This is a genomic window from Kitasatospora sp. NPDC015120, from assembly GCF_043080305.1.
GTDB lineage: Bacteria > Actinomycetota > Actinomycetes > Streptomycetales > Streptomycetaceae > Kitasatospora.
In genome coordinates this window covers 809,569-827,246 of sequence record NZ_JBIBVJ010000002.1, presented here as the reverse complement: position 1 = coordinate 827,246, position 17,678 = coordinate 809,569, and the positions used below count along the sequence as shown (strand labels likewise).

Sequence of the window (17,678 nt, the reverse complement as noted above, 5' to 3'; positions counted from 1 at the left end):
ATCCGCACCGCACACCGGGCAGGCCCGGGAGGGAGCAACGGGATGAAGCCCGCCGAACGCCGTCTGCGGCGCGAACTCCCGGTGGTGCGGCGCCACCTCACCACCTCGGCCGGACTGGCCCTGCTGGGCGCCGTGCTGGTCGTCGGCCAGGCCGTCCTGCTGGCCGGGCTGCTCGCGGACGGCGTCGCCGGACACGGCCCGCAGCGCACCGCCCTCGCCGCCCTCGGCACCGTCCTCGCCCTGCGGGCCCTGCTCGCCTGGGCCCGCGGCGCACTCGCCCAGCGCGCCGCCGCCGAGGCCCAACGCGCCCTGCGGGAGCGCCTCGTCGAACGGCTGCGGCACACCGGCCCGCGCCGGCTGGCCGCCCGGCGGCACGGCGAGACGGCCACCCTGCTCACCCGCGGCCTGGACGCCCTCGACCCCTACCTCACCGGCTACCTGCCCGCCATGGCCGCCACCGCCGTCGTCCCGCCCGCGGTGATCGGCTGGCTCTGGTGGACCGACTGGGCCTCCGCGCTGATCATCGTGGTCACGCTCCCGCTGATCCCGGTGTTCGGCGCGCTCGTCGGCATGCACACCGCCCGCCGCACGGCCCGGCAGTGGCGGCTGCTCGCCCGGCTCGGCGGCCACTTCCTGGACGTGGTCGCCGGGCTGCCGACGCTGCGCGCGTTCGGCCGTGAGCACCACCAGACGGGCGTGGTGCGGGAGATGGCCGATGCCCACCGGCGGGCCACCATGCGGACCCTGCGGGTGGCCTTCCTCTCCTCCCTCGTCCTGGAGACCGTCGCCACCCTGTCGGTGGCCCTGGTCGCCGTCCCGGTCGGCCTGCGGCTGCTGGCCGGCGAGCTCGACCTGCGCACCGGCCTGGTCGTCCTCCTCCTCGCCCCCGAGGCCTACCTGCCGCTGCGGGCGGCGGGCGCGGCGTTCCACGACAGCGCCGAGGGCATCGCGGTGGCCGAACGGGTCTTCGCGCTCCTCGACGAGGAGGAGCCCACGGCGGCGGCCCCCGTCGCCTCCGTCATCCCCGCCGCTCCCGTCACCCCCGTCACCCCCGTCGCCTCCGCCGTCCCCGACGGCCGGACGGCGCGGCTGTGCCTCGACGCGGTCACCGTCCACCACCCCGGCCGTGCCGCGCCCGCGCTCGACGCAGTCTCGCTCACCGTCCGCCCCGGCGAGCACCTCGCCCTGGTGGGCCCGAGCGGCGCCGGGAAGTCCACCCTGCTCGCACTGTTCCTCGGCTTCACCGCCCCCGACGCCGGCCGGGTGCTGGTCGACGGCGCCGACCTCGCCGGGCTCGACCCCGACGGCTGGCTCACCCAGATCGCCTGGGTGCCGCAGCGCCCGCACCTGTTCGCCGCCAGCGTCGCCGACAACATCCGCCTCGGCCGCCCCGACGCGACCGACGCCGAGGTCCGCGCCGCCGCCCGGGCCGCCTGCGCCGACGGCTTCGCCGAGGCGCTCCCGCAGGGCTACGACACCGTGCTCGGCGAACACGGCGCCGGGCTCTCCGCCGGGCAGCGCCAACGCCTCGCGCTCGCCCGCGCGTTCCTCAAGGACGCGCCGATCCTGCTGCTCGACGAACCGACCGCCCACCTGGACCCGCAGAGCGAGGCCGCCGTGAGCCGGGCCACCGCCGAGCTCATGCGCGGGCGCACCGCGATCGTGGTCGCCCACCGCCGCGGCCTGCTGCCGCACGCCGACCGGATCGTCACCGTCCGGGCGGGCGTCCTGCACCCCGACCCGGCCGCCGAGGGGCTGGTGCTCTCATGACCGCCCCCGCCGTCCCAGCCGCCCCCGCCACCGCCCGCACGGCCGCCCGCACCGCGTCCCGCCCCACCGTGCGGCTGCTGCGGTACCTCCTGCCGCACTGGCGCCGGCTGCTGCCCGCCGTGCTCGCCGCCGCCGGCAGCGAGCTCAGCGGCGCCGCCCTGACGGCCACCGCCGCCTGGCTGATCACCCGCGCCGCCGAACAGCCGCCGCTCTCCGCCGTCGCGGTCGCCGTCGTCGCCGTGCGCGCCCTCGCGCTCGGCCGCGGCACCCTGCGCTACGCCGACCGCCTGCTCGGCCACGACGGCGTGCTGCGCGCCGTCGCCGGCTTCCGCGCCCGGGTGTACGAGGCGCTCGTCCCGCTCGCCCCGGCCGGCACCCCGGCGTTCCGCGGCGGCGACCTGCTGACCCGGCTGGTCGCCGACGTCGACGCCGCCCAGGACCTGCTGCTGCGCGTCCTCCTGCCGGTCACCGCCGCCGTCGTGGTCGCCGCGGCCGCCACCGGCGCGGCCGTGGTGCTGCTGCCCTCCGCCGGGCTCCTGCTCGGGACGCTGCTCGCCGTGGCGGGCCTGCTGGTGCCCGCCCTGGTGCTCGCGCTGTCCCGCCGGGCGGGGCACGCCGAGAAGGCCGCCCGCGCCGAACTGGCCGCGCTCACCGTCGACCTGACCGAGGGCGCGGCCGACCTCGCGGCGTACGGCGCCCGCGGCCGCGCCCACCGGCGGGCCGTGACCACCGTCGAGCGGATCGCCGCCCTGGAACGCCGCGCGGCGCTCACCACCTCGCTCGCCTCCGCCGTGATCCTGCTGCTCCAGGCCGCCGCCGTGGTCGGCGTCACCCGGCTCGGCCTGGACGCCCACGCCGGCGGCCGGCTGCCCGCCGTCCGGCTCACCGTCCTCGCGGTGCTCGCCCTGGTCTCCTTCGACGCCCTGGCCGCGCTGCCCGCCGCCGCCCGCCGGCTCTCCGGCGTCCGGGCCTCCGCCCGCCGGCTCGCCGGCCTCCTGGACACCCCGCCCCCGGTCACCGACCCGGCCGACCCGGCCCCGCTCCCCGCCGACGGCCCGCTCGGCGTCGAGATCACCGGCCTGCGGGTCCGTCACCGCCCCGGCGGCCCGGCCGTCCTCGACGGCGTCAGCCTCCACCTGCCGCCCGGCCACCGGGTGGCCCTGCTCGGCGCCAGCGGCTCCGGGAAGTCCACGCTGGTCGCCGCGCTGATGCGGTTCGTCCCCTACGAGGCCGGCAGCATCCGGGTCGGCGGCCGCGAACTGCGTGACTGCGCGGGCGCCGACGTCCGCCGGGTGATCACCGGCATGACCCAGGACGCCCACGTCTTCCACACCACGATCCGGGCCAACCTGCTCCTGGCCCGCCCCGGGGCCACCGACGAGGAACTGCGCGAGGCCGCCCGCCGGGCCCGGCTGCTCGACTGGATCGAGTCCCTCCCCGACGGCTGGGAGACCGTGCTCGGCGGGGACGGCGCCACCGTCTCCGGCGGCCAGCGCCAACGCCTGCTGCTGGCCCGCGCCCTGCTCGCCGACCCGCCGGTCCTCGTCCTCGACGAGCCCACCGAGGGCCTCGACCCCGACACCGCCGCCGCCGTCCTCGCCGACGTCCTCGACGCCACCCGCGGCCGCACCACCCTGCTGGTCACCCACGACCAGGCCGCCCTCACCGCCGTGGACGCCGTCCTCACCCTCACCCCCGGCCCGGCCCCGGACAGGCGCGAGGCCCGGTCGGCGGTGGCCGACCGGGCCTTCGAGGCAGTGGGCCGCCAGGGGCTCGAACCCTGAACCTACGGATTAAAAGTCCGCAGCTCTGCCAATTGAGCTAGCGGCCCGTGGCCCGGCCGGGTGGCGGCGGGCCGCCGTGATCCTACCCGGTGGGCCCGGAGTCACGCCTGCGTGTCCGGTGGGCGGTGCGTCCAGTGGGCGGCGCGCACCCGGCGGAGCCAGGCATCGGCGGGACGCTCGTCGGGGCGGTCGGGGAGGACGCCGGGGCGGTCGAGCCGCTCGGCGGCCGCCGCGAGGAGGCGCTCGGCGCGGGCCGGGTCCTCGACGATGCGCTCGCCGAGGTCGCGGACCCGCCCCGCGTCGGGCAGCCGGACCAGGTTGCGGCCGCTCTCGTGCAGGTGGACGGCCTGGTCGAGCAGCCGGACCAGGTGCCGGGCGTGCTTGGCGGCCCGGGCACGGGTGACCGGGTCGGAGGTGTCGCGGGTCCGCAGCTTGCGCAACTGCTGGGTGGCGTAGCCGAGATAGGCGGAGCGAACGGCCCGCGCGCCGAGGAAGGAGCCGCGGATCGCGATCAGCTCCTCGCCGAGCGGGGTGCGGACCTCGTAGAGCTCGTCGGGCAGCCAGACCAGCTCGGCGGCGGTGGGGTTGCCGGCGAGCGCCAGCCGGCACCACTTGGCGGCCTCGTGCAGGGTGCGGTCGGGGGCGGTGGTGACGTGCGACTCGGCGGGGCGGTGCAGGCCGTGGATGTCCTCGGTCGGGGCGGCGAACACGCCGAGCCGGTCGACGTCGGAGCCGGCGTGGGCCAGCCCGTACGCGGTCGAGCCGACGATGCCGGAGAGCAGGACGGTGCCGGGCGCGGTGGACACGGATCGGGCTCCTCCCGTCGGCCGGTGACGGGAGCCCCCGGGAGCGGGGGTCCGCCGGTACCGGGAGTCTGCCGGTCGGGGCCGCCGCGGGCCAGCGAATTCCCGGCGCCGGGGCACCGCGGCGGGCGGCGCGTAGGGTACGGGGCATGGCCACCGCGAACGGTTCCGAGCAGCCCGACGTCGTCCTGATCACCGGTGCCGGACGCGGCATCGGCGCCGCCACCGCGCTGCTCGCCGGGCGGCGCGGGTACCGGGTGTGCGTCAACTACCGGGCGGACGAGGCCGCCGCCGCCTCGGTGGTGGAGGCGGTCCGGGCCGAGGGCGGCACCGCGCTCGCCGTCCGCGCGGACGTCACCCGCAGCGCCGAGGTGGCCCGGCTGTTCGACACCGTCGACGCCGAGCTCGGCCCGCTCACCGCCCTGGTGAACAACGCCGGCACGCTGGAGCGGCAGTGCCGGCTGGAGGACATCGACGAGGCACGGCTGAACCGGATCTGGGCCGCCAACATCACCGGCCCGTTCCTGTGTGCCGCACAGGCCGTACGCCGGATGTCCACCCGGCACGGCGGACGCGGCGGCGCGATCGTCAACGTCTCCTCGGCGGCCTCCCGGCTCGGCTCGCCCAACGAGTACGTGGACTACGCGGCGGCGAAGGGGGCCGTCGACTCGATGACGCGCGGACTGGCCCTGGAGGTCGCCGCCGAGGGCATCCGGGTCAACGCCGTGCGGCCCGGCCTGATCCACACCGGCATCCACGCCCTGGGCGGCGAGCCCGGCCGGGTCGACCGGGTCGCCCCGGCCCTGCCGATGCGCCGCGGCGGCCGGCCCGAGGAGGTCGCGGAGGCGATCCTCTTCCTGCTGTCCCCGGCCTCCTCCTACAGCACGGGCGCGTTCCTGGACGTCTCCGGCGGCCGCTGACCGGGCAGCCGGACCGTTTCCTTCCCCTGACCCGGGGGCCGACCGTACGGTGGTGGCCATGACCGACGACGCGCAGTCCGCCTTCATCGACATCCCCGGTGTCCGCAACTTCCGTGACGCCGGGGGCGTCGGGGCGCTCCGCCGGGGTGTGCTGTTCCGCTCCGGCTCCCTCCACACCCTCACGCCCGAGGGCGCCCTGCGGCTCAAGGCCCTCGGCCTGCGCACCGTCATAGACCTGCGCAGCAGCACCGAGATCGCCGCCTTCCCCGACCTGCGGCACGACCTCGACCACGAGACGCTCAGCCTCCCCACCCTGCCCGCCAACCGGGAGGACACCGCGTGCCCCTGGCCGGAGGACCAGGCCGAGCTGTACCCGTTCATGGCCGCCACCGCCGGCCCGTCCCTGGTCGCCGCGATCCGCCGCCTCGGCGCCCCCGGCACCCTGTCGGCCGTCGTCCACTGCGCCGTCGGCAAGGACCGCACCGGCCTCACCATCGCCGTCGTCCAGTCCCTGCTGGGTGCCTCCGAGGCCGACATCACCGCCGACTACCTGCTCTCCAACACCGGCCTCGGCCTGCTGGACGGCCCCACCCCCTACATCGACGAGACCGGTGCCGAGCGGATCTCCCGCCCGGTCTCGGCGGAGCTCCTCACCTCGTCCTTCACCTGGATCCACGACCACCACGGCACCGTCCCCGCCTACCTCCGCGCCCACGGCGCCACCGACGCCGAACTCGACGCCCTGCGCGCCAACCTGGCCGCGTAGGCCGCGGGACGGGGCGGCAGCGCACCGGCGGGCGGAGGACTACCGGCGTTCCAGGTGCCACCACTGGGCCGGGGAGTCGGTGTCCTCCCACTGGTGGACGGGGGCCGTCGGGTCCTCGGCCGGGGCGGTGAGGGGCTTGCCGCTGATGAAGCTGGTGAGGGTGAAGGTGCCGGGCGCGTCGACGTGGTGCTCGACCAGCCACTCCTGCGCGCCGAAGGCGTTGGCGGACCACTGCTGGACGGGCACGCCGTCCTCGGTCGAGGCGCCGGTGACGTCCAGGCGCTTGCCGCCGGCGACGTTCTCGACGTGGAACAGCGCGCCGCCCCGGTGGACGGCGGTCAGCCGCCAGAGCTGGGCGTCCGAGCCGTCCTCGGCGCCGAGTTGCACCTTCACGCCGCTGCGGCGGCTGCCGCCGGGGACCTCCAGCAGCAGGCCGGTGGCGACGTTCCGGATCCGGTAGAGGCCGTCGGTGATCTCGTGGTCGGTCACCGGGTGAGTCTCCCACCCGGCACTGACAGCCCCAGGCCCTATGCTGCGGCGAATGGTGTTCGACCCTCATTCCGCGCAGGACGGCCGCCCCGGCGGGCCGTCGGACAGTCAGCAGTCCCCCCTCGCCGGGGCGGTGGGTGCCCTGGAGGCCGCCGTGACCGGTCCGGCGGACGGACCGGACGGGGGTGAGCGGTTCGAGGCGGCGCTGCGCCGGGTCGGCGGGACGCTCGGGCCCGCCGGGCAGGCGGAGTCGGCGGCCGTCGGCCCCCGGCTGGCGGCGCTGCTCACCGACACCCCGCCGTTCCCCCGGGCGCACCTGGCGATGATGGTCGGCGCCTGTGTGGAGCGCGGCGCCGACCCGGTGGCCTGTGCCGACCAGGTGCTCGGCGGGCTGCGCGAGGCGCTGACCGGGGCGCTGCTGCTGCTCGACCGGTGGGCCGAGGACCCCGGGGACGCCCTGCCGGACCCCGACCGGGACGATCCCGGCCCGGTCCACGCCCGGCTCGCCGGGGACGGGCGGACGGGGCCCCGGCACGCCCTCCGGGCGGTGGCCGGCTGGTGGACGCTCGACCTGTGGCAGCGGGCCGCGTTCGCGCTCTGCACGCACGCCGCCGTGCGCCGCCCGGCCCGCGCCGAGGGGGTGACGGAGGTCCTCGGCGAGCTGATCGACCGCTACCGCGAGCGGTCCGAGCAGCACGACCTCAAGGGCCTGCGGTACCTGGCCGCGGCCCTCGACGACGAGCCGCTGCTCGTCCTGCACCGGCCGAGCGGCACCGGCTACCTGTTCCGGATGGACGGCCTGACCGACAACTTCCAGCTGCACACCCTGCTCGCCGAGGCGCTGATCGGCGGGGGCCACCTGCCCGGCACCCGACCCGACCCGGAGGTGGTCGCGCTCAGCCGCACCGCGTGGCTGGACGGGCGCCGGTTCATCGCGACGGGGGCGTTCAACCTGGTCGCACCGGACGGCGGTTGGATCTGGAACGAGGGCATGCCGGAGTCCATCCCGGTGGTGGACGGCGTACGGACCCTCGTCCTGGACCCCCAGCCGTACGAGCGGAGCTGGGCGGCCGGGCGGTTCGTCGAGCAGGTGCCCGGCGACCTGCGGCTGGAGCGGGTCCTGGCCCCGGAGGAGGCCGCGGCGCGGCTGGCGGCCGCGGCGCCCGCGCTGTCCTTCGAGCAGGCGGCGCGGTAGCCGGGCCCGACGGCGGCGGGCGGGGTCCCGGGCGGGCCGGTGGGGGCGGCGGGTTATGGTCGGAAGCCCCCGGGGAGGACCCGGAACCCGCCGCGGATCCGCACCGGATCCGCCGAGGAGTGGAGTCGACGATGGCGAGGATCCCGAACGCGCTCGCGAGCACCGCACCGGCCGCCCTGACCGCCGCGAGCGGCCTGGTCGGCGGCTACGGCGTCGCCCGGTGGACCGGGAAGCGGCAGCTCGGCGGGGCGGTGCTGGCGGTGGCCGGCGCGGGCGCCGCCGCGCAGTGGCACCGGCGCTCGGGAGCGCCCGCCGCGGCCGCGCTGACCGGCCTCTACGTGGCGGCCTTCGGCGGCTCGCACCCGCTGGCGAAGAAGATCGGCGCCTGGCCGTCGGTCCTCGCCGTCACCGGGGTGGTGACCGCCGCCTCGGCGCTCACCTCGGCGCTGGTGACCCGCAAGGCCTGAGGGCGGGACGCCCTACCCGCCGAACCGGGCCTCGAAGGCGGCCCGGTTCGGCGAGACCGGCGTCCGGTCCCAGACCGCGAAGACCACCCGGTCGAAGGCGGCGCCGTACCGGGCCAGCGCGTGCGCGAAGGCCTCCGCGACCTCGGCCGGGTCGTTGCGGAACACCCCGCAGCCCCACGCCCCGAGCACCAGCGCGCGCACCCCGTGCCGGGCGGCCGCCGCGAGCACCCGCTCGGCCCGTTCGGCGAGCACGCCCCGCACGTCCACGCCCCCGGGTGTGCGCAGGGCGAGTTGGCCGGCGTTCGGCGCCGGCGAGGTCAGGAAGGTGACCGGGTACGGCCGCGCCAGCAGTTCGCCGTCCTCGCCCCGCACCACCGGCACACCGGGCGAGACGATCACCCGGTGGCTGTAGCGGAGGTCGGTGGAGGCCCGGTGCGCCTCGTAGTAGTCCGGCGCCTCCAGCAGGCAGGTGTACAGCAGGGCGCTGCGGCAGAGGTCCTCCTCCTGGGCGCGGGCGCCGCGCAGGTAGCCGCCGCCGGGGTTGCGCGCGGAGGCGAAGTTGAGCACCCCGACCGTGCCGGCGCCCTCCTCGACCAGTCGGCGGGCCGCCTCGATGCTGCCTTCGGCCGTCACCTCGACGGTGGCCGGGTCCGCCACCGGACCGGGGCCGCCCGCCGCGAGCAGCGCGTCCAGCCCGGCCGGGTCGTACGACACCGTGCCGGCCCGCGCCGCCCTCAACTGCTCCGCCACTTCGACGAGTTCGCCCCCGGCCGCGCGGTAGTCCCCCCGTTCGACGATGCCCTCGTTCACCGCCGCCACCTGCGTTCTGCTGCTCATGCCCCCGACCGTAGGCGAGGGGGGAGGCGCCGCGCCACTGGTTATTCTCGATCGCAGAACAACGGCGGCCGCGCAGACGGCGACGGGCCCGCCCCACCGGAGTGGAACGGGCCCGTCGCGGGTGCGTCAGGTGCTACGCGGCGTCAGTTCTTCCAACGCGGCTTGCGGTCGTCGCGGTTGAAGCCGGAGTTGAAGCCACCGGAGCGGCCACCGCGGTCGTCACGGTCGCGGTTGAAGCCACCGGACTGCGGACGGCCGCCGGAGCGGTGGTCGTCGCGGCGGGCGAACGGACGGTTGTTGCTGCCGCCGCGCTCGTCGCGGTCGCGGCCGAAGGAGCGGTCGCGGTCGCCGAAGGAACGGGCCGGGCGGTCGCCGAAGGAGCGGCCGCCGCGGTCGTCGCGGTCACGGTTGAAGCCACCGCGCTCACGGTCGCCGAAGGAGCGGCCACCGCGGTCGTCGCGGTCACGGTTGAAGCCACCGCGCTCACGGTCACCGAACGAACGGCCACCGCGGTCGTCGCGGTCACGGTTGAAGCCACCGCGCTCACGGTCACCGAACGAACGGCCGCCACGGTCGTCACGGTCACGGTTGAAGCCACCGCGCTCACGGTCACCGAACGAACGGCCCCCACGGTCGTCACGGTCACGGTTGAAGCCACCGCGCTCACGGTCACCGAACGAACGGCCACCGCGGTCGTCGCGGTCACGGCCGAAGGAACGGCCGCCGCGGTCGTCACGGTCACGGTTGAACGGGCGGTCGCCGCGCTCGCCGCGCTCGCGGTTGAACGACGGGCGCTCGGTACGCGCCTCGCGGTACGACGGGGTGCGCTCCTCGGTCACCGCGGCCGGCTCGGCGGCGGCCGCCGGGGCAGCGGTCTCGTCGGTGGTGGCACCCTCGGCCGTCCCGGCCTCGGCGGCCGGGGCCTCCTCCTCGATGCCCAGCTCGGCCCGCTCGCGCGCGGCCCGCGCGGCCAGGCGGTCGGCCTCGTCGCGCAGCTCGCCGGCGCGGCGCTGGGCGCGCTCCAGCTGGCGGGTCATGTCGGCGACCTCGCGCTCGGCGGCGCCGGCGATGTTGGCCGCGCTCTCCGCCTGGACCTCGACCAGCGAGCGGGCGCCGGTGATCCGGGCCACCTCGGCGTCGAAGGCGTGGTCGAGGATGTGGCGGCTGGCCTCCACGCCCGCGTCCTCCATCAGGCGGAAGACGCCACGGCGCTGGTGCGGCAGCACCAGGGTGACGACGGTGCCGGAGCGGCCGGCCCGGGCGGTGCGGCCGGAGCGGTGCAGGTAGTCCTTGTGGTCGCCGGCCGGGTCGACGTTGAGCACCAGGTCGATGCCGTCGACGTGGATGCCACGGGCGGCGACGTCGGTGGCGACGACGACGTTGACGTAGCCGTCCTTGAAGTCGCCGAGCACCCGGGTGCGGGCGCCCTGGGTCATGCCGCCGTGCAGCGCGTCGGCCTTCACCCCGGCCTCGACGAGCTGCTCGGCGACGCGGTCGGCGCCCATCTGGGTGCGGACGAAGATGATCGTGCGGCCCTTGCGGGCGGCGATCGCGTTGGTGATCGGCGCCTTGTCCTTGGGCTTCACCACGAGGATGTGGTGGGTCATGGTGGTGACGGCACCGGCCGACGGGTCGACCTCGTGGGTGACCGGGCTGTTCAGGTAGCGCTTCACCAGGGTGTCGATCTCGTTCTCCAGGGTGGCGGAGAACAGCAGGCGCTGGCCGCCGGCCGGCACCTGGTCGAGGATCTCGGTGACCTCGGGCAGGAAGCCCATGTCGGCCATCTGGTCGGCCTCGTCGAGGACGGCGACCTGGACGTCGTCGAGCTTGGCCGAGCCGCGGTTGATCAGGTCGCGCAGGCGGCCCGGGGTGGCGACCAGGACGTCGACGCCGCGCTCCAGCGCGTAGATCTGGTTCGACATCGAGGTGCCGCCGCAGACGACCTTGAGGCGCAGGCCGAGCACCGAGCCGAACGGCTCCAGGGCGTCGGCGACCTGCATGGCCAGCTCGCGGGTCGGGACCAGGATCAGGCCGCGCGGGTGCTTGGCGCGGGTGCGCTCGCCGTCGGCGAGGCGGGTCAGCAGCGGCAGGCCGAAGCTGAGGGTCTTGCCGGAGCCGGTGCGGCCGCGGCCGAGCACGTCCTTGCCGGCCAGGGCGTCCGGGATGGTCGCGGCCTGGATCGGGAACGGGGTGGTGACGCCGCGCTTGGCGAGGGCGCGGACGATCTCGTCCGGCAGGCCCAGGTCGCCGAAGGTGACGGTCGGCTCGGCGTCGGCCTCGGCGGCCTCGTCGGCCTCGTCGGACGCGTCCTCGGCGGCGACGGCGGTGTCCTCGGCGTCGGCGGTGGTGGTGTCGGTGTCCTCGACGGCGTCGACGGCGGCGATCAGCTCGGCGTCGGCCTCGGCGGGAACGGTGGTGGTGGCATCGGCGGCGGACTCGCTCGCGGGCATGGCGAAGCGGGCGTCGTCAACGAGAGACATGCAAAACCTTCCGGAAGTGGCACGCGCCAAAGTCCGGGGTTCTGTTTCACAACCGCCTCTATGCGGTCAGCCACGGATCGCCGGAACGCGCCAAGGGCGCCAGATGGGAGTAGGGCGCCAGTCAAATGGATCAAACGAACGATCTACCACCATAGAGGAACCTGGCGATCGGAGGCAAATGCCCTGGCCAAGCTGTGGTTCGGCGCTCAGTGGCCGCCCGACGCACCCGAGCTGGGGGGCGCCGTGGTGCTCGGGGCGGGGGTGGGTTCCGGGGCCGTGGTGGCGGTCGGAGCGGGGGTGGTGTGGCCGGGTTCCGGGGAGGACGGGCGCCCGGTCGGGCTGGCCGCCGGAGCGGGCGCCGTCGTGCCGCCGGAGCCTCCCCCGGTGCCGCCGCCCGTGGTGGCCCCGGCGCCGCCGGAGGGGTGGCCGCTGCCGCCCGCACCGCCGCCGCTGCCCGCCGCACCGCCGGACGGCCCGCCCGTGGCGGCGCCGACGGCTCCCGGGCGGGGCGCGGGGCTGGTGTTCACGCCCCCGGCGCCGCCGGTCGCGCCGGGCGCGGACTCGCCGGTGGCCGCCGCCGGGACCGGCTCATTGCCGGCGGGCGCGCCGTTCACCCCGCCTGCACCGTTGCCGCCGCCCGCGCCCGCCGCCCCGTTCACGCCGCCGCCCGCCTCACCGGGGGCCGCGTTCATGCCCCCGGTCGGCGCGCTCTGCGCCTGCGCGCCCGCCGCCCGCTCCGAGCGCCCCGCCGCGACCCCCGGGTGTCCGGCGCCGCTCGGCGAGGCCGAGGCGGTCGTCCCGGGCCTGGTCGGCGTCCCCGCCTGGCCGACCGGCACCACACCGTGCCGCTCGTCCGCGCCCGGTCCGACCGACATGCAGCCGGTCAGCCCCAGCCCGGCCACCGCCAGGACCGCCGCGCCGCGCACCACGGCACTCCGGACCACCGCCGTGTCCCGCTCCGTCACCGCACGCACCACCCGCACCGCACGCATCGCCGCCACCGAGTCCCTCTCCTGCACCCGCCCCGCCCCGGCCGCCCACCCACGCGCACGGCCACCCTTGCGGGTGTCCAACGCCCGCCCGGGGCGCGCGGACACGGGTGGGGCGGCGGGAAGCACCCGGACGAGCACCCGGGGCAGCCCCGGCCGGGCACCCGCAGGAGCCCCGGACCGCCCGCGGTCAGCCCCAGAGCGCCGCGGCCAGCTCCGCCCCCGCGTACACCGCCGCCAGGCCCGCCACGACGCTGCCCGCCACGTTCGCCAGCGCGTACCGCCCGGCCCCGCTCTCCGCCAGCCGCAGCGTCTCGTACGAGAACGTCGAGTACGTGGTCAGCGCCCCGCACAGCCCGGTTCCGAGCAGCAGCTGGACGTGCGAGGACGCCGCACCGGCCGCCACCGCCCCGGTCACCAGTCCGAGGACCAGACAGCCGGACACGTTCACCACGAAGGTCCCCCACGGGAACACCGAGTCGTGCCGGGACTGCACGGCCCGGTCGGTCAGGTACCGCACCGGCGCGCCGACCAGCGCGCCGGCCACCACCAGCAGCCAGTTCACGCCGCCCCGCCCTCCTCCGCCGCCGGGGCCGGCCCCGGCCCGCCGGCCCGCCCGGCGTACCGGAGCACCTCGCACCGCTCCAGGGTCACCAGCCCCTCCACCGCCAGTCCCTCCAGCTCGGGCAGGAACGCCCGCACCCGCTCCTCCGTGTCCACGATCACCACCGCCACCGGCAGGTCCTCGCTCAGCGACAGCAGCCGCGCCGTGTGCACCATCGAGGACGCGCCGAACCCCTCGACGCCCCGGAACACGCTCGCCCCGGCCAGCCCGGCCGCCCGCGCCCGGTGCACGATCTCGCTGGACAGCGGGCGGTGCCGGCACCGGTCGTTCTCGCCGACCAGCACCGTCAGCCGCAGCGCCGGTCCGCCCAGCCGGGGCCGCTCCGCGCCCGTCACCCGCGCCTCCCGGCCCCGCGCAGCAGCAGACGGCGCGTCACCGCGGCCGCCGCCCAGACCGCCGCCAGCGCCGCCACCAGGGTCAGCCCCAGGTACGCCACGGCCGGTCCGGGCCGCCCCTCCTCCAGCAGCCGGCGGGCGTCCACCGCGTACGTCGAGAAGGTCGTGAATCCGCCGAGCACGCCCGTGCCGAAGAACGGCCGCAGCAGCGGATGGGCCGGCCGGCCCTCGGTGACCACCACCAGGAAGACCCCGATCACGGCGCACCCGACCACGTTCACCAGCAGCGTCGTCCACGGGAACGCCGAGGGCCCGGTCGTCCACAGCAGCCCCGCCCCGTACCGGGCCGTCGCCCCCAGCGCCCCGCCGACGGCCACCACCGCCACCGCCGGCCCCTGCCCGCGCAACACCGGCGGACGCCGCCGCCGGGCCGCCCCGGCCGCCGCACCGTCCGCCACCACGTCCTCCGAGGTCGCCACAGACCCATGAAACACCGACCCCGACCGCCTGGCACACCGTCACCGCAGACCCGACAATGAACCGGTGGAGATGACCCGGGAAGAGTTCGAGGTACTGGTCGCCGACGCGCTCGACCGGATCCCGCCGCAACTCGCCGCGATGATGGACAACGTCGCCGTCTTCGTCGAGGACGAGCCCGACCCCGCCGACCCGGAACTGCTCGGCCTCTACGAGGGCACCCCGCTCACCGAGCGCGGCGAGTGGTACGCGGGCGTCCTGCCCGACCGGATCATCGTCTACCGCGGCCCGACCCTGCGCCTGTGCGAGGACCGCGAGCAGGTCGTCGAGGAGGTCCGCACCACGGTCATCCACGAGGTCGCCCACCACTTCGGCTTCGACGACCACGAGCTCGACGAACTCGGCTGGTCCTGACCCCGCCGCCCACCCGGCCGAAACCCGTTTTGGCGTTCGGCCCCGCATCCCATATGCTTCTCGACGTCCCCGAACGCTGGAAACAGCCGGACAGGCCGCAAGCCCTCATCGTCTAGTGGCCCAGGACGCCGCCCTTTCAAGGCGGTAGCACGGGTTCGAATCCCGTTGGGGGCACGCAGTACCGTAGTAAAGTGTTGTGCCGCAAGACCTGAGTGGTTCGCCACTACAAGGTCCCGTGGAGCAGTTGGTTAGCTCGCCACCCTGTCAAGGTGGAGGTCGCGGGTTCAAGTCCCGTCGGGATCGCTCGTCTCGCAAGAGACGGTGCAGTACGGCCAGGTAGCTCAGTTGGTACGAGCGTCCGCCTGAAAAGCGGAAGGTCGCCGGTTCGACCCCGGCCCTGGCCACATAGCCTGACCAGGCACGGTGCCCCTGAAGCGAATCGCTTCGGGGGCATTTTCGTGCCGTTCGGCGCCCACAGCCCGGGCAGCTCGGCCGGGCTACCCGGAGGGCCGGTACGGCGTGACGCCGATCACGATCGTTCGGCTTCGGCCATGGTGCCGTCGGGGCCGTACGTGAAGGTCCGGGGTGGCCCCATCCGGCTGATGGCGGCCCGCATCGCGGCTTCCTCCTCCTCCGGAGCCGGCCCGCCGGGACCGGTGAGACGGAAGCCCTGGAGGACCACCTCGTACGGATCCACGTCTTCTGGCCCCGGCACACCCTCCAGCACGAAGCCGAAGAAGAACCGCAGCGCCTCCTCTCCCAGGCCGAGGGGATGGAACGGCAGCGCCACCCGGGCCGGCCTCGGCCTGCACGACATCGGACCCGAGCAGCGACGGGAGGGGACAGCGGGGCACACGGACGGCGCTTCGACTACCGGCGGAGGTCGACCTGGATCACGGCGTGGCGACCGTTGGTGCGCCATGGCGTCCCCGTGCTGTCGAGCTGAGCGACGACGGCAGCGTCGACACCACGCCATCCGCCGCTACGACGACCTCCTCGGCGAAGGAGAGCACGACCGGCTCACCAAGGGCGTCGCAGGCCGGGTGTCCTTCGGGATCCACCGCCGGTTCCCGGCCCGCCATCTGAAGCACGATCAGCGCGCTCTGGAGATCGGCGCCGGCCCCGGGCTCATGGGGCCACGCCGTGCCCTGGCTCGTTCGATCAAGAGCGGAAGGTCGCCGGTTCGAGCCCGGCCCTGGCCACAGGTGCCCGAGAAGGCGGGAAGGCTCCGGAGGGATCCTCTCCGGGGCCTTCCGCGTGTCCGGGCGCGCCCCCGGGCGGTCAGCTGTCCAGCCACCCCCCGTCGGCGGCGATCAGCGAGCCGTCGGCCGCGTAGAGGCGGAGCTCGGCCGGGATGCCGCGCTTGGCGACGGCGATCCAGCGGGCCTCGGAGTCGCCGAGCGCGAGGATGGCCGGTTCGGCGGTCACGCCGTCGCGCCACCGGACCTCCGCGCGGGCGACGCCCGGGCCGACCAGTCCGGCCTGGGCCCGGGGGACGTGGAACAGCGGGTCGGCCTCGCCGTTCTTGGACTGGCGGCCCAGCCAGACCTTCGAGAACCGCTCGCCGGGGGCGTCGGCGAAGCCGGCCGGGGCGCCCGGCGGCGCGACCAGGGCTTCGGCGGGAGTCGCCAGCCGCTTGCCGTCCAGGACGTAGTAGAAGACCACGCGGTCCGCGTCCGGTCGCCCGTACTGGTCGACGTAGTCCTCGGTCGGCGCCGCCCCGGTGTAGCCGGCCGAGGCGTCCTCGGCCCAGATCAGCCGGGCCTGCTCGTGGATCCGCTCCTTGCCCGGGGCCGGCCACAGGGCCGCGAAGACGCTCCACGGCTTGCCGTCCACGGTGCCGGTGAGCACCTGGATCCGGGCCGGGTTCAAGGGGTCGCGGGGATCCTGCGGGGCGGCCTGGCCGCCCGGGGCGGCGCCCGGCACCAGCACCCCCGGGAGGCCGGCGGTCGAGATCGCCACCGCCGCGGGTCCGGCCGGTCCCGCCGGTCCGCCCGCTCCGCCGCCCACCCCGCCCTGCACCGCCGCGACGCCGCCCGCCATGGCGACCAGGGCCAGCGCCAGCGCCGCGCCCAGCGACGTCCGCCGCCGGGCCACCCGCCGCCGGCCGCCGGCCAGCACGGCCTCGTACGGCGCCGGGCCGCTCTCCACCGTCCGCGCCAGCCCGGACAGGGCCCGGGCCACCTCCTCGCCGTCCTCGGCCACCGCGTCCGCGGGCGTCCCGTCGTGGTTCATGCCGCACCTCCGATGCTCGTCGTGCTGATGAGTGAGGAGAGCTCGCGCAGCTTGGCGATGCCCTTCGACGCCTGGCTCTTGACCGTGCCGACCGAGCAGCCCATGGCGGCGGCGGCCTGGGACTCGCTCAGGTCCTCCCAGTACCGCAACACCACCGCCTGGCGCTGTCCGGGCGGCAGCGTGCCGAGGGCCTCCAGCAGGGCGGCCCGGTCGTCCAGGCGCGCGAAACCGTCCGGGCCGGTGCGCTCCGGTACGGCGGTCACCAGCTGCTCCGGCACCCGGCGCCGGAAGCGGCGGGCATGCTCGTTGACCACGATCCGGCGCACGTAGGCGTACGGCTCGTCGGCCCGGGTGACCCTCCCCCAGGCGGCGTAGGTCCGTTCCAGTGCGGTCTGGACCACGTCCTCCGCCAGGTAGCGGTCCCCGGTCAGCAGGAACGCCGTCCGGATCAGACGTGGCCAGGCCCCGGTCACGAACGCGTTGAACTCCGCGTCCCGCTCGGCCTTCTTGGCTCCCATGAGCACCTCCTCACCCCACCAGAGCCCGCCGCGGCCCCGGACCGTTGCCGGGAACGCCGGCGGCCGGCCCGGGAGGACCGGCCGAACGGGCAGAACGGGAGGCCAGGGCCTCGGCGGGCCGGGTCAGCGGTTGTCGCCGGAGGCCCTGGTCATGATCTCAAGGTTGTGGCCGCTCGGGTCCTCGAAGTAGGCGCCGCGGCCGCCGGACCAGTCGTTGACCCGGCCGGGGTGGCGGTGGAAGGGGTCGGCCCAGTAGGTGAGCCCGCGCTCCCGGACCCGGCCGAGGACGGCGTCGAACTCCTCCTCGCCGACCAGGAAGGCGTAGTGCCCGGTGGGAACCGGTCCGTCGACCCGGAGCACGTCCAGGGCGACGTCGTTGGCGAGCCGCACGACCAGGAAGGGCTCGCTGCGCACCGGGGCGGGGAGGCCGAGGACCTCGGCGAGGAAGCGGGCGGTCTCCTCCTCGTCCCGGGCCGGGACGATCGTGTGGTTGAGCTGGACGGCCATGGAACGTTCCCTCCTGAGCCGGCGGACGTCTGCCGAGCGTAGGACCTCAAGTCCGCTTCACCTCAAG

Annotated in this window: 19 protein-coding genes and 4 tRNA genes; 10 read left to right on the top strand and 13 right to left on the bottom strand. The window is 76.2% G+C overall.

Annotation, left to right across the window (positions count from 1 at the left end; all coding sequences use genetic code 11):
• The first annotated feature begins 42 nt into the window (after window positions 1–42).
• Window positions 43–1,770, top strand: coding sequence for a thiol reductant ABC exporter subunit CydD (gene cydD / locus ACF1AK_RS08475; protein WP_391497956.1), 1,728 nt, complete (start codon window positions 43–45; stop codon window positions 1,768–1,770).
• Window positions 1,767–3,554 (top strand): thiol reductant ABC exporter subunit CydC, encoded by a 1,788-nt coding sequence (gene cydC, locus ACF1AK_RS08470; RefSeq protein WP_391497955.1) that lies wholly within the window; start codon window positions 1,767–1,769, stop codon window positions 3,552–3,554. The genes cydD and cydC overlap by 4 nt, the downstream gene beginning before the upstream one ends.
• On the opposite strand, the gene ACF1AK_RS08465 is transcribed toward cydC, so the two are convergent.
• Both ACF1AK_RS08465 and ACF1AK_RS08460 read right to left on the bottom strand, forming a co-directional pair.
• A tRNA-Lys gene (locus ACF1AK_RS08465) sits at window positions 3,529–3,601 on the bottom strand. The genes cydC and ACF1AK_RS08465 overlap by 26 nt on opposite strands.
• A 54-nt stretch (window positions 3,602–3,655) precedes the next feature.
• A complete protein-coding gene (locus ACF1AK_RS08460; protein ID WP_391497954.1) occupies window positions 3,656–4,360 on the bottom strand; it encodes a DNA polymerase beta superfamily protein in 705 nt (234 codons plus the stop codon).
• A gap of 146 nt (window positions 4,361–4,506) precedes the next feature.
• On the opposite strand from ACF1AK_RS08460, the gene ACF1AK_RS08455 reads away from it, so the two are divergent.
• A complete protein-coding gene (locus ACF1AK_RS08455) occupies window positions 4,507–5,277 on the top strand; it encodes an SDR family oxidoreductase (RefSeq protein WP_391497953.1) in 771 nt (256 codons plus the stop codon).
• A gap of 58 nt (window positions 5,278–5,335) precedes the next feature.
• Complete coding sequence (locus tag ACF1AK_RS08450; RefSeq protein WP_391497952.1) at window positions 5,336–6,043, top strand: tyrosine-protein phosphatase; 708 nt, start codon at window positions 5,336–5,338, stop codon at window positions 6,041–6,043.
• 39 nt (window positions 6,044–6,082) lie between these two features.
• On the opposite strand, the gene ACF1AK_RS08445 is transcribed toward ACF1AK_RS08450, so the two are convergent.
• Entirely contained in the window at window positions 6,083–6,532 is a 450-nt protein-coding gene (locus tag ACF1AK_RS08445; protein WP_391497951.1) for an RICIN domain-containing protein, read from the bottom strand.
• Window positions 6,533–6,584: 52 nt separating this feature from the next.
• Between ACF1AK_RS08445 and ACF1AK_RS08440 the strand changes: the two genes are divergently transcribed.
• Together ACF1AK_RS08440 and ACF1AK_RS08435 are read left to right on the top strand one after the other, a co-directional pair.
• Window positions 6,585–7,727 carry a hypothetical protein gene (locus tag ACF1AK_RS08440; protein WP_391497950.1) on the top strand — a complete coding sequence of 381 codons (1,143 nt, stop codon included), beginning with the start codon at window positions 6,585–6,587 and terminating at the stop codon, window positions 7,725–7,727.
• A 131-nt stretch (window positions 7,728–7,858) separates the two neighbouring features.
• On the top strand, window positions 7,859–8,194 hold the full coding sequence (locus ACF1AK_RS08435) for a hypothetical protein (RefSeq protein ID WP_391497949.1): 336 nt from the start codon (window positions 7,859–7,861) through the stop codon (window positions 8,192–8,194).
• 12 nt (window positions 8,195–8,206) lie between these two features.
• Here ACF1AK_RS08435 and ACF1AK_RS08430 read toward each other — a convergent pair whose 3' ends face one another.
• From ACF1AK_RS08430 to crcB (ACF1AK_RS08405), 6 genes are all read right to left on the bottom strand, one after another.
• Window positions 8,207–9,031, bottom strand: coding sequence for a TIGR02452 family protein (locus ACF1AK_RS08430; RefSeq protein ID WP_391497948.1), 825 nt, complete (start codon window positions 9,029–9,031; stop codon window positions 8,207–8,209).
• A gap of 143 nt (window positions 9,032–9,174) precedes the next feature.
• Window positions 9,175–11,511: a DEAD/DEAH box helicase gene (locus ACF1AK_RS08425; RefSeq protein WP_391497947.1), complete on the bottom strand. Its 2,337-nt coding sequence runs from the start codon at window positions 11,509–11,511 to the stop codon at window positions 9,175–9,177.
• Window positions 11,512–11,717: 206 nt separating this feature from the next.
• Window positions 11,718–12,512: a hypothetical protein gene (locus ACF1AK_RS08420; RefSeq protein ID WP_391497946.1), complete on the bottom strand. Its 795-nt coding sequence runs from the start codon at window positions 12,510–12,512 to the stop codon at window positions 11,718–11,720.
• Between the two features lie 178 nt (window positions 12,513–12,690).
• Window positions 12,691–13,065: a fluoride efflux transporter CrcB gene (crcB, locus tag ACF1AK_RS08415; protein ID WP_391497945.1), complete on the bottom strand. Its 375-nt coding sequence runs from the start codon at window positions 13,063–13,065 to the stop codon at window positions 12,691–12,693.
• Window positions 13,062–13,460: a DUF190 domain-containing protein gene (locus ACF1AK_RS08410; protein ID WP_391497944.1), complete on the bottom strand. Its 399-nt coding sequence runs from the start codon at window positions 13,458–13,460 to the stop codon at window positions 13,062–13,064. Before ACF1AK_RS08410 ends, crcB (ACF1AK_RS08415) begins: the two co-directional genes overlap by 4 nt.
• Complete coding sequence (crcB, locus tag ACF1AK_RS08405; protein ID WP_391497943.1) at window positions 13,457–13,939, bottom strand: fluoride efflux transporter CrcB; 483 nt, start codon at window positions 13,937–13,939, stop codon at window positions 13,457–13,459. The genes ACF1AK_RS08410 and crcB (ACF1AK_RS08405) overlap by 4 nt, the downstream gene beginning before the upstream one ends.
• Window positions 13,940–14,009: 70 nt before the next feature.
• Between crcB (ACF1AK_RS08405) and ACF1AK_RS08400 the strand changes: the two genes are divergently transcribed.
• The 4 genes from ACF1AK_RS08400 (at window position 14,010) to ACF1AK_RS08385 (ending at window position 14,755) form a co-directional block, all read left to right on the top strand.
• Window positions 14,010–14,351, top strand: a complete 342-nt coding sequence (locus ACF1AK_RS08400; protein WP_350547852.1) for a metallopeptidase family protein — start codon at window positions 14,010–14,012, stop codon at window positions 14,349–14,351.
• Between the two features lie 101 nt (window positions 14,352–14,452).
• A tRNA-Glu gene (locus ACF1AK_RS08395) sits at window positions 14,453–14,525 on the top strand.
• Between the two features lie 55 nt (window positions 14,526–14,580).
• Window positions 14,581–14,654: transfer RNA gene (locus tag ACF1AK_RS08390), tRNA-Asp, on the top strand.
• Window positions 14,655–14,681: 27 nt separating this feature from the next.
• Window positions 14,682–14,755 (top strand) — tRNA-Phe (locus ACF1AK_RS08385).
• A 125-nt stretch (window positions 14,756–14,880) separates the two neighbouring features.
• Here the strand turns inward: ACF1AK_RS08385 and ACF1AK_RS08380 are convergent.
• The 4 genes from ACF1AK_RS08380 to ACF1AK_RS08365 all read right to left on the bottom strand — a co-directional run bounded on the left by ACF1AK_RS08380 (window position 14,881) and on the right by ACF1AK_RS08365 (window position 17,611).
• Complete coding sequence (locus tag ACF1AK_RS08380) at window positions 14,881–15,168, bottom strand: DUF6928 family protein (protein WP_391497942.1); 288 nt, start codon at window positions 15,166–15,168, stop codon at window positions 14,881–14,883.
• A gap of 464 nt (window positions 15,169–15,632) precedes the next feature.
• Window positions 15,633–16,586 (bottom strand): hypothetical protein, encoded by a 954-nt coding sequence (locus tag ACF1AK_RS08375; protein ID WP_391497941.1) that lies wholly within the window; start codon window positions 16,584–16,586, stop codon window positions 15,633–15,635.
• Entirely contained in the window at window positions 16,583–17,104 is a 522-nt protein-coding gene (locus tag ACF1AK_RS08370) for a SigE family RNA polymerase sigma factor (protein WP_391497940.1), read from the bottom strand. Before ACF1AK_RS08370 ends, ACF1AK_RS08375 begins: the two co-directional genes overlap by 4 nt.
• A 123-nt stretch (window positions 17,105–17,227) precedes the next feature.
• Window positions 17,228–17,611 (bottom strand): VOC family protein, encoded by a 384-nt coding sequence (locus ACF1AK_RS08365; protein WP_391497939.1) that lies wholly within the window; start codon window positions 17,609–17,611, stop codon window positions 17,228–17,230.
• Window positions 17,612–17,678 lie beyond the last annotated feature (67 nt).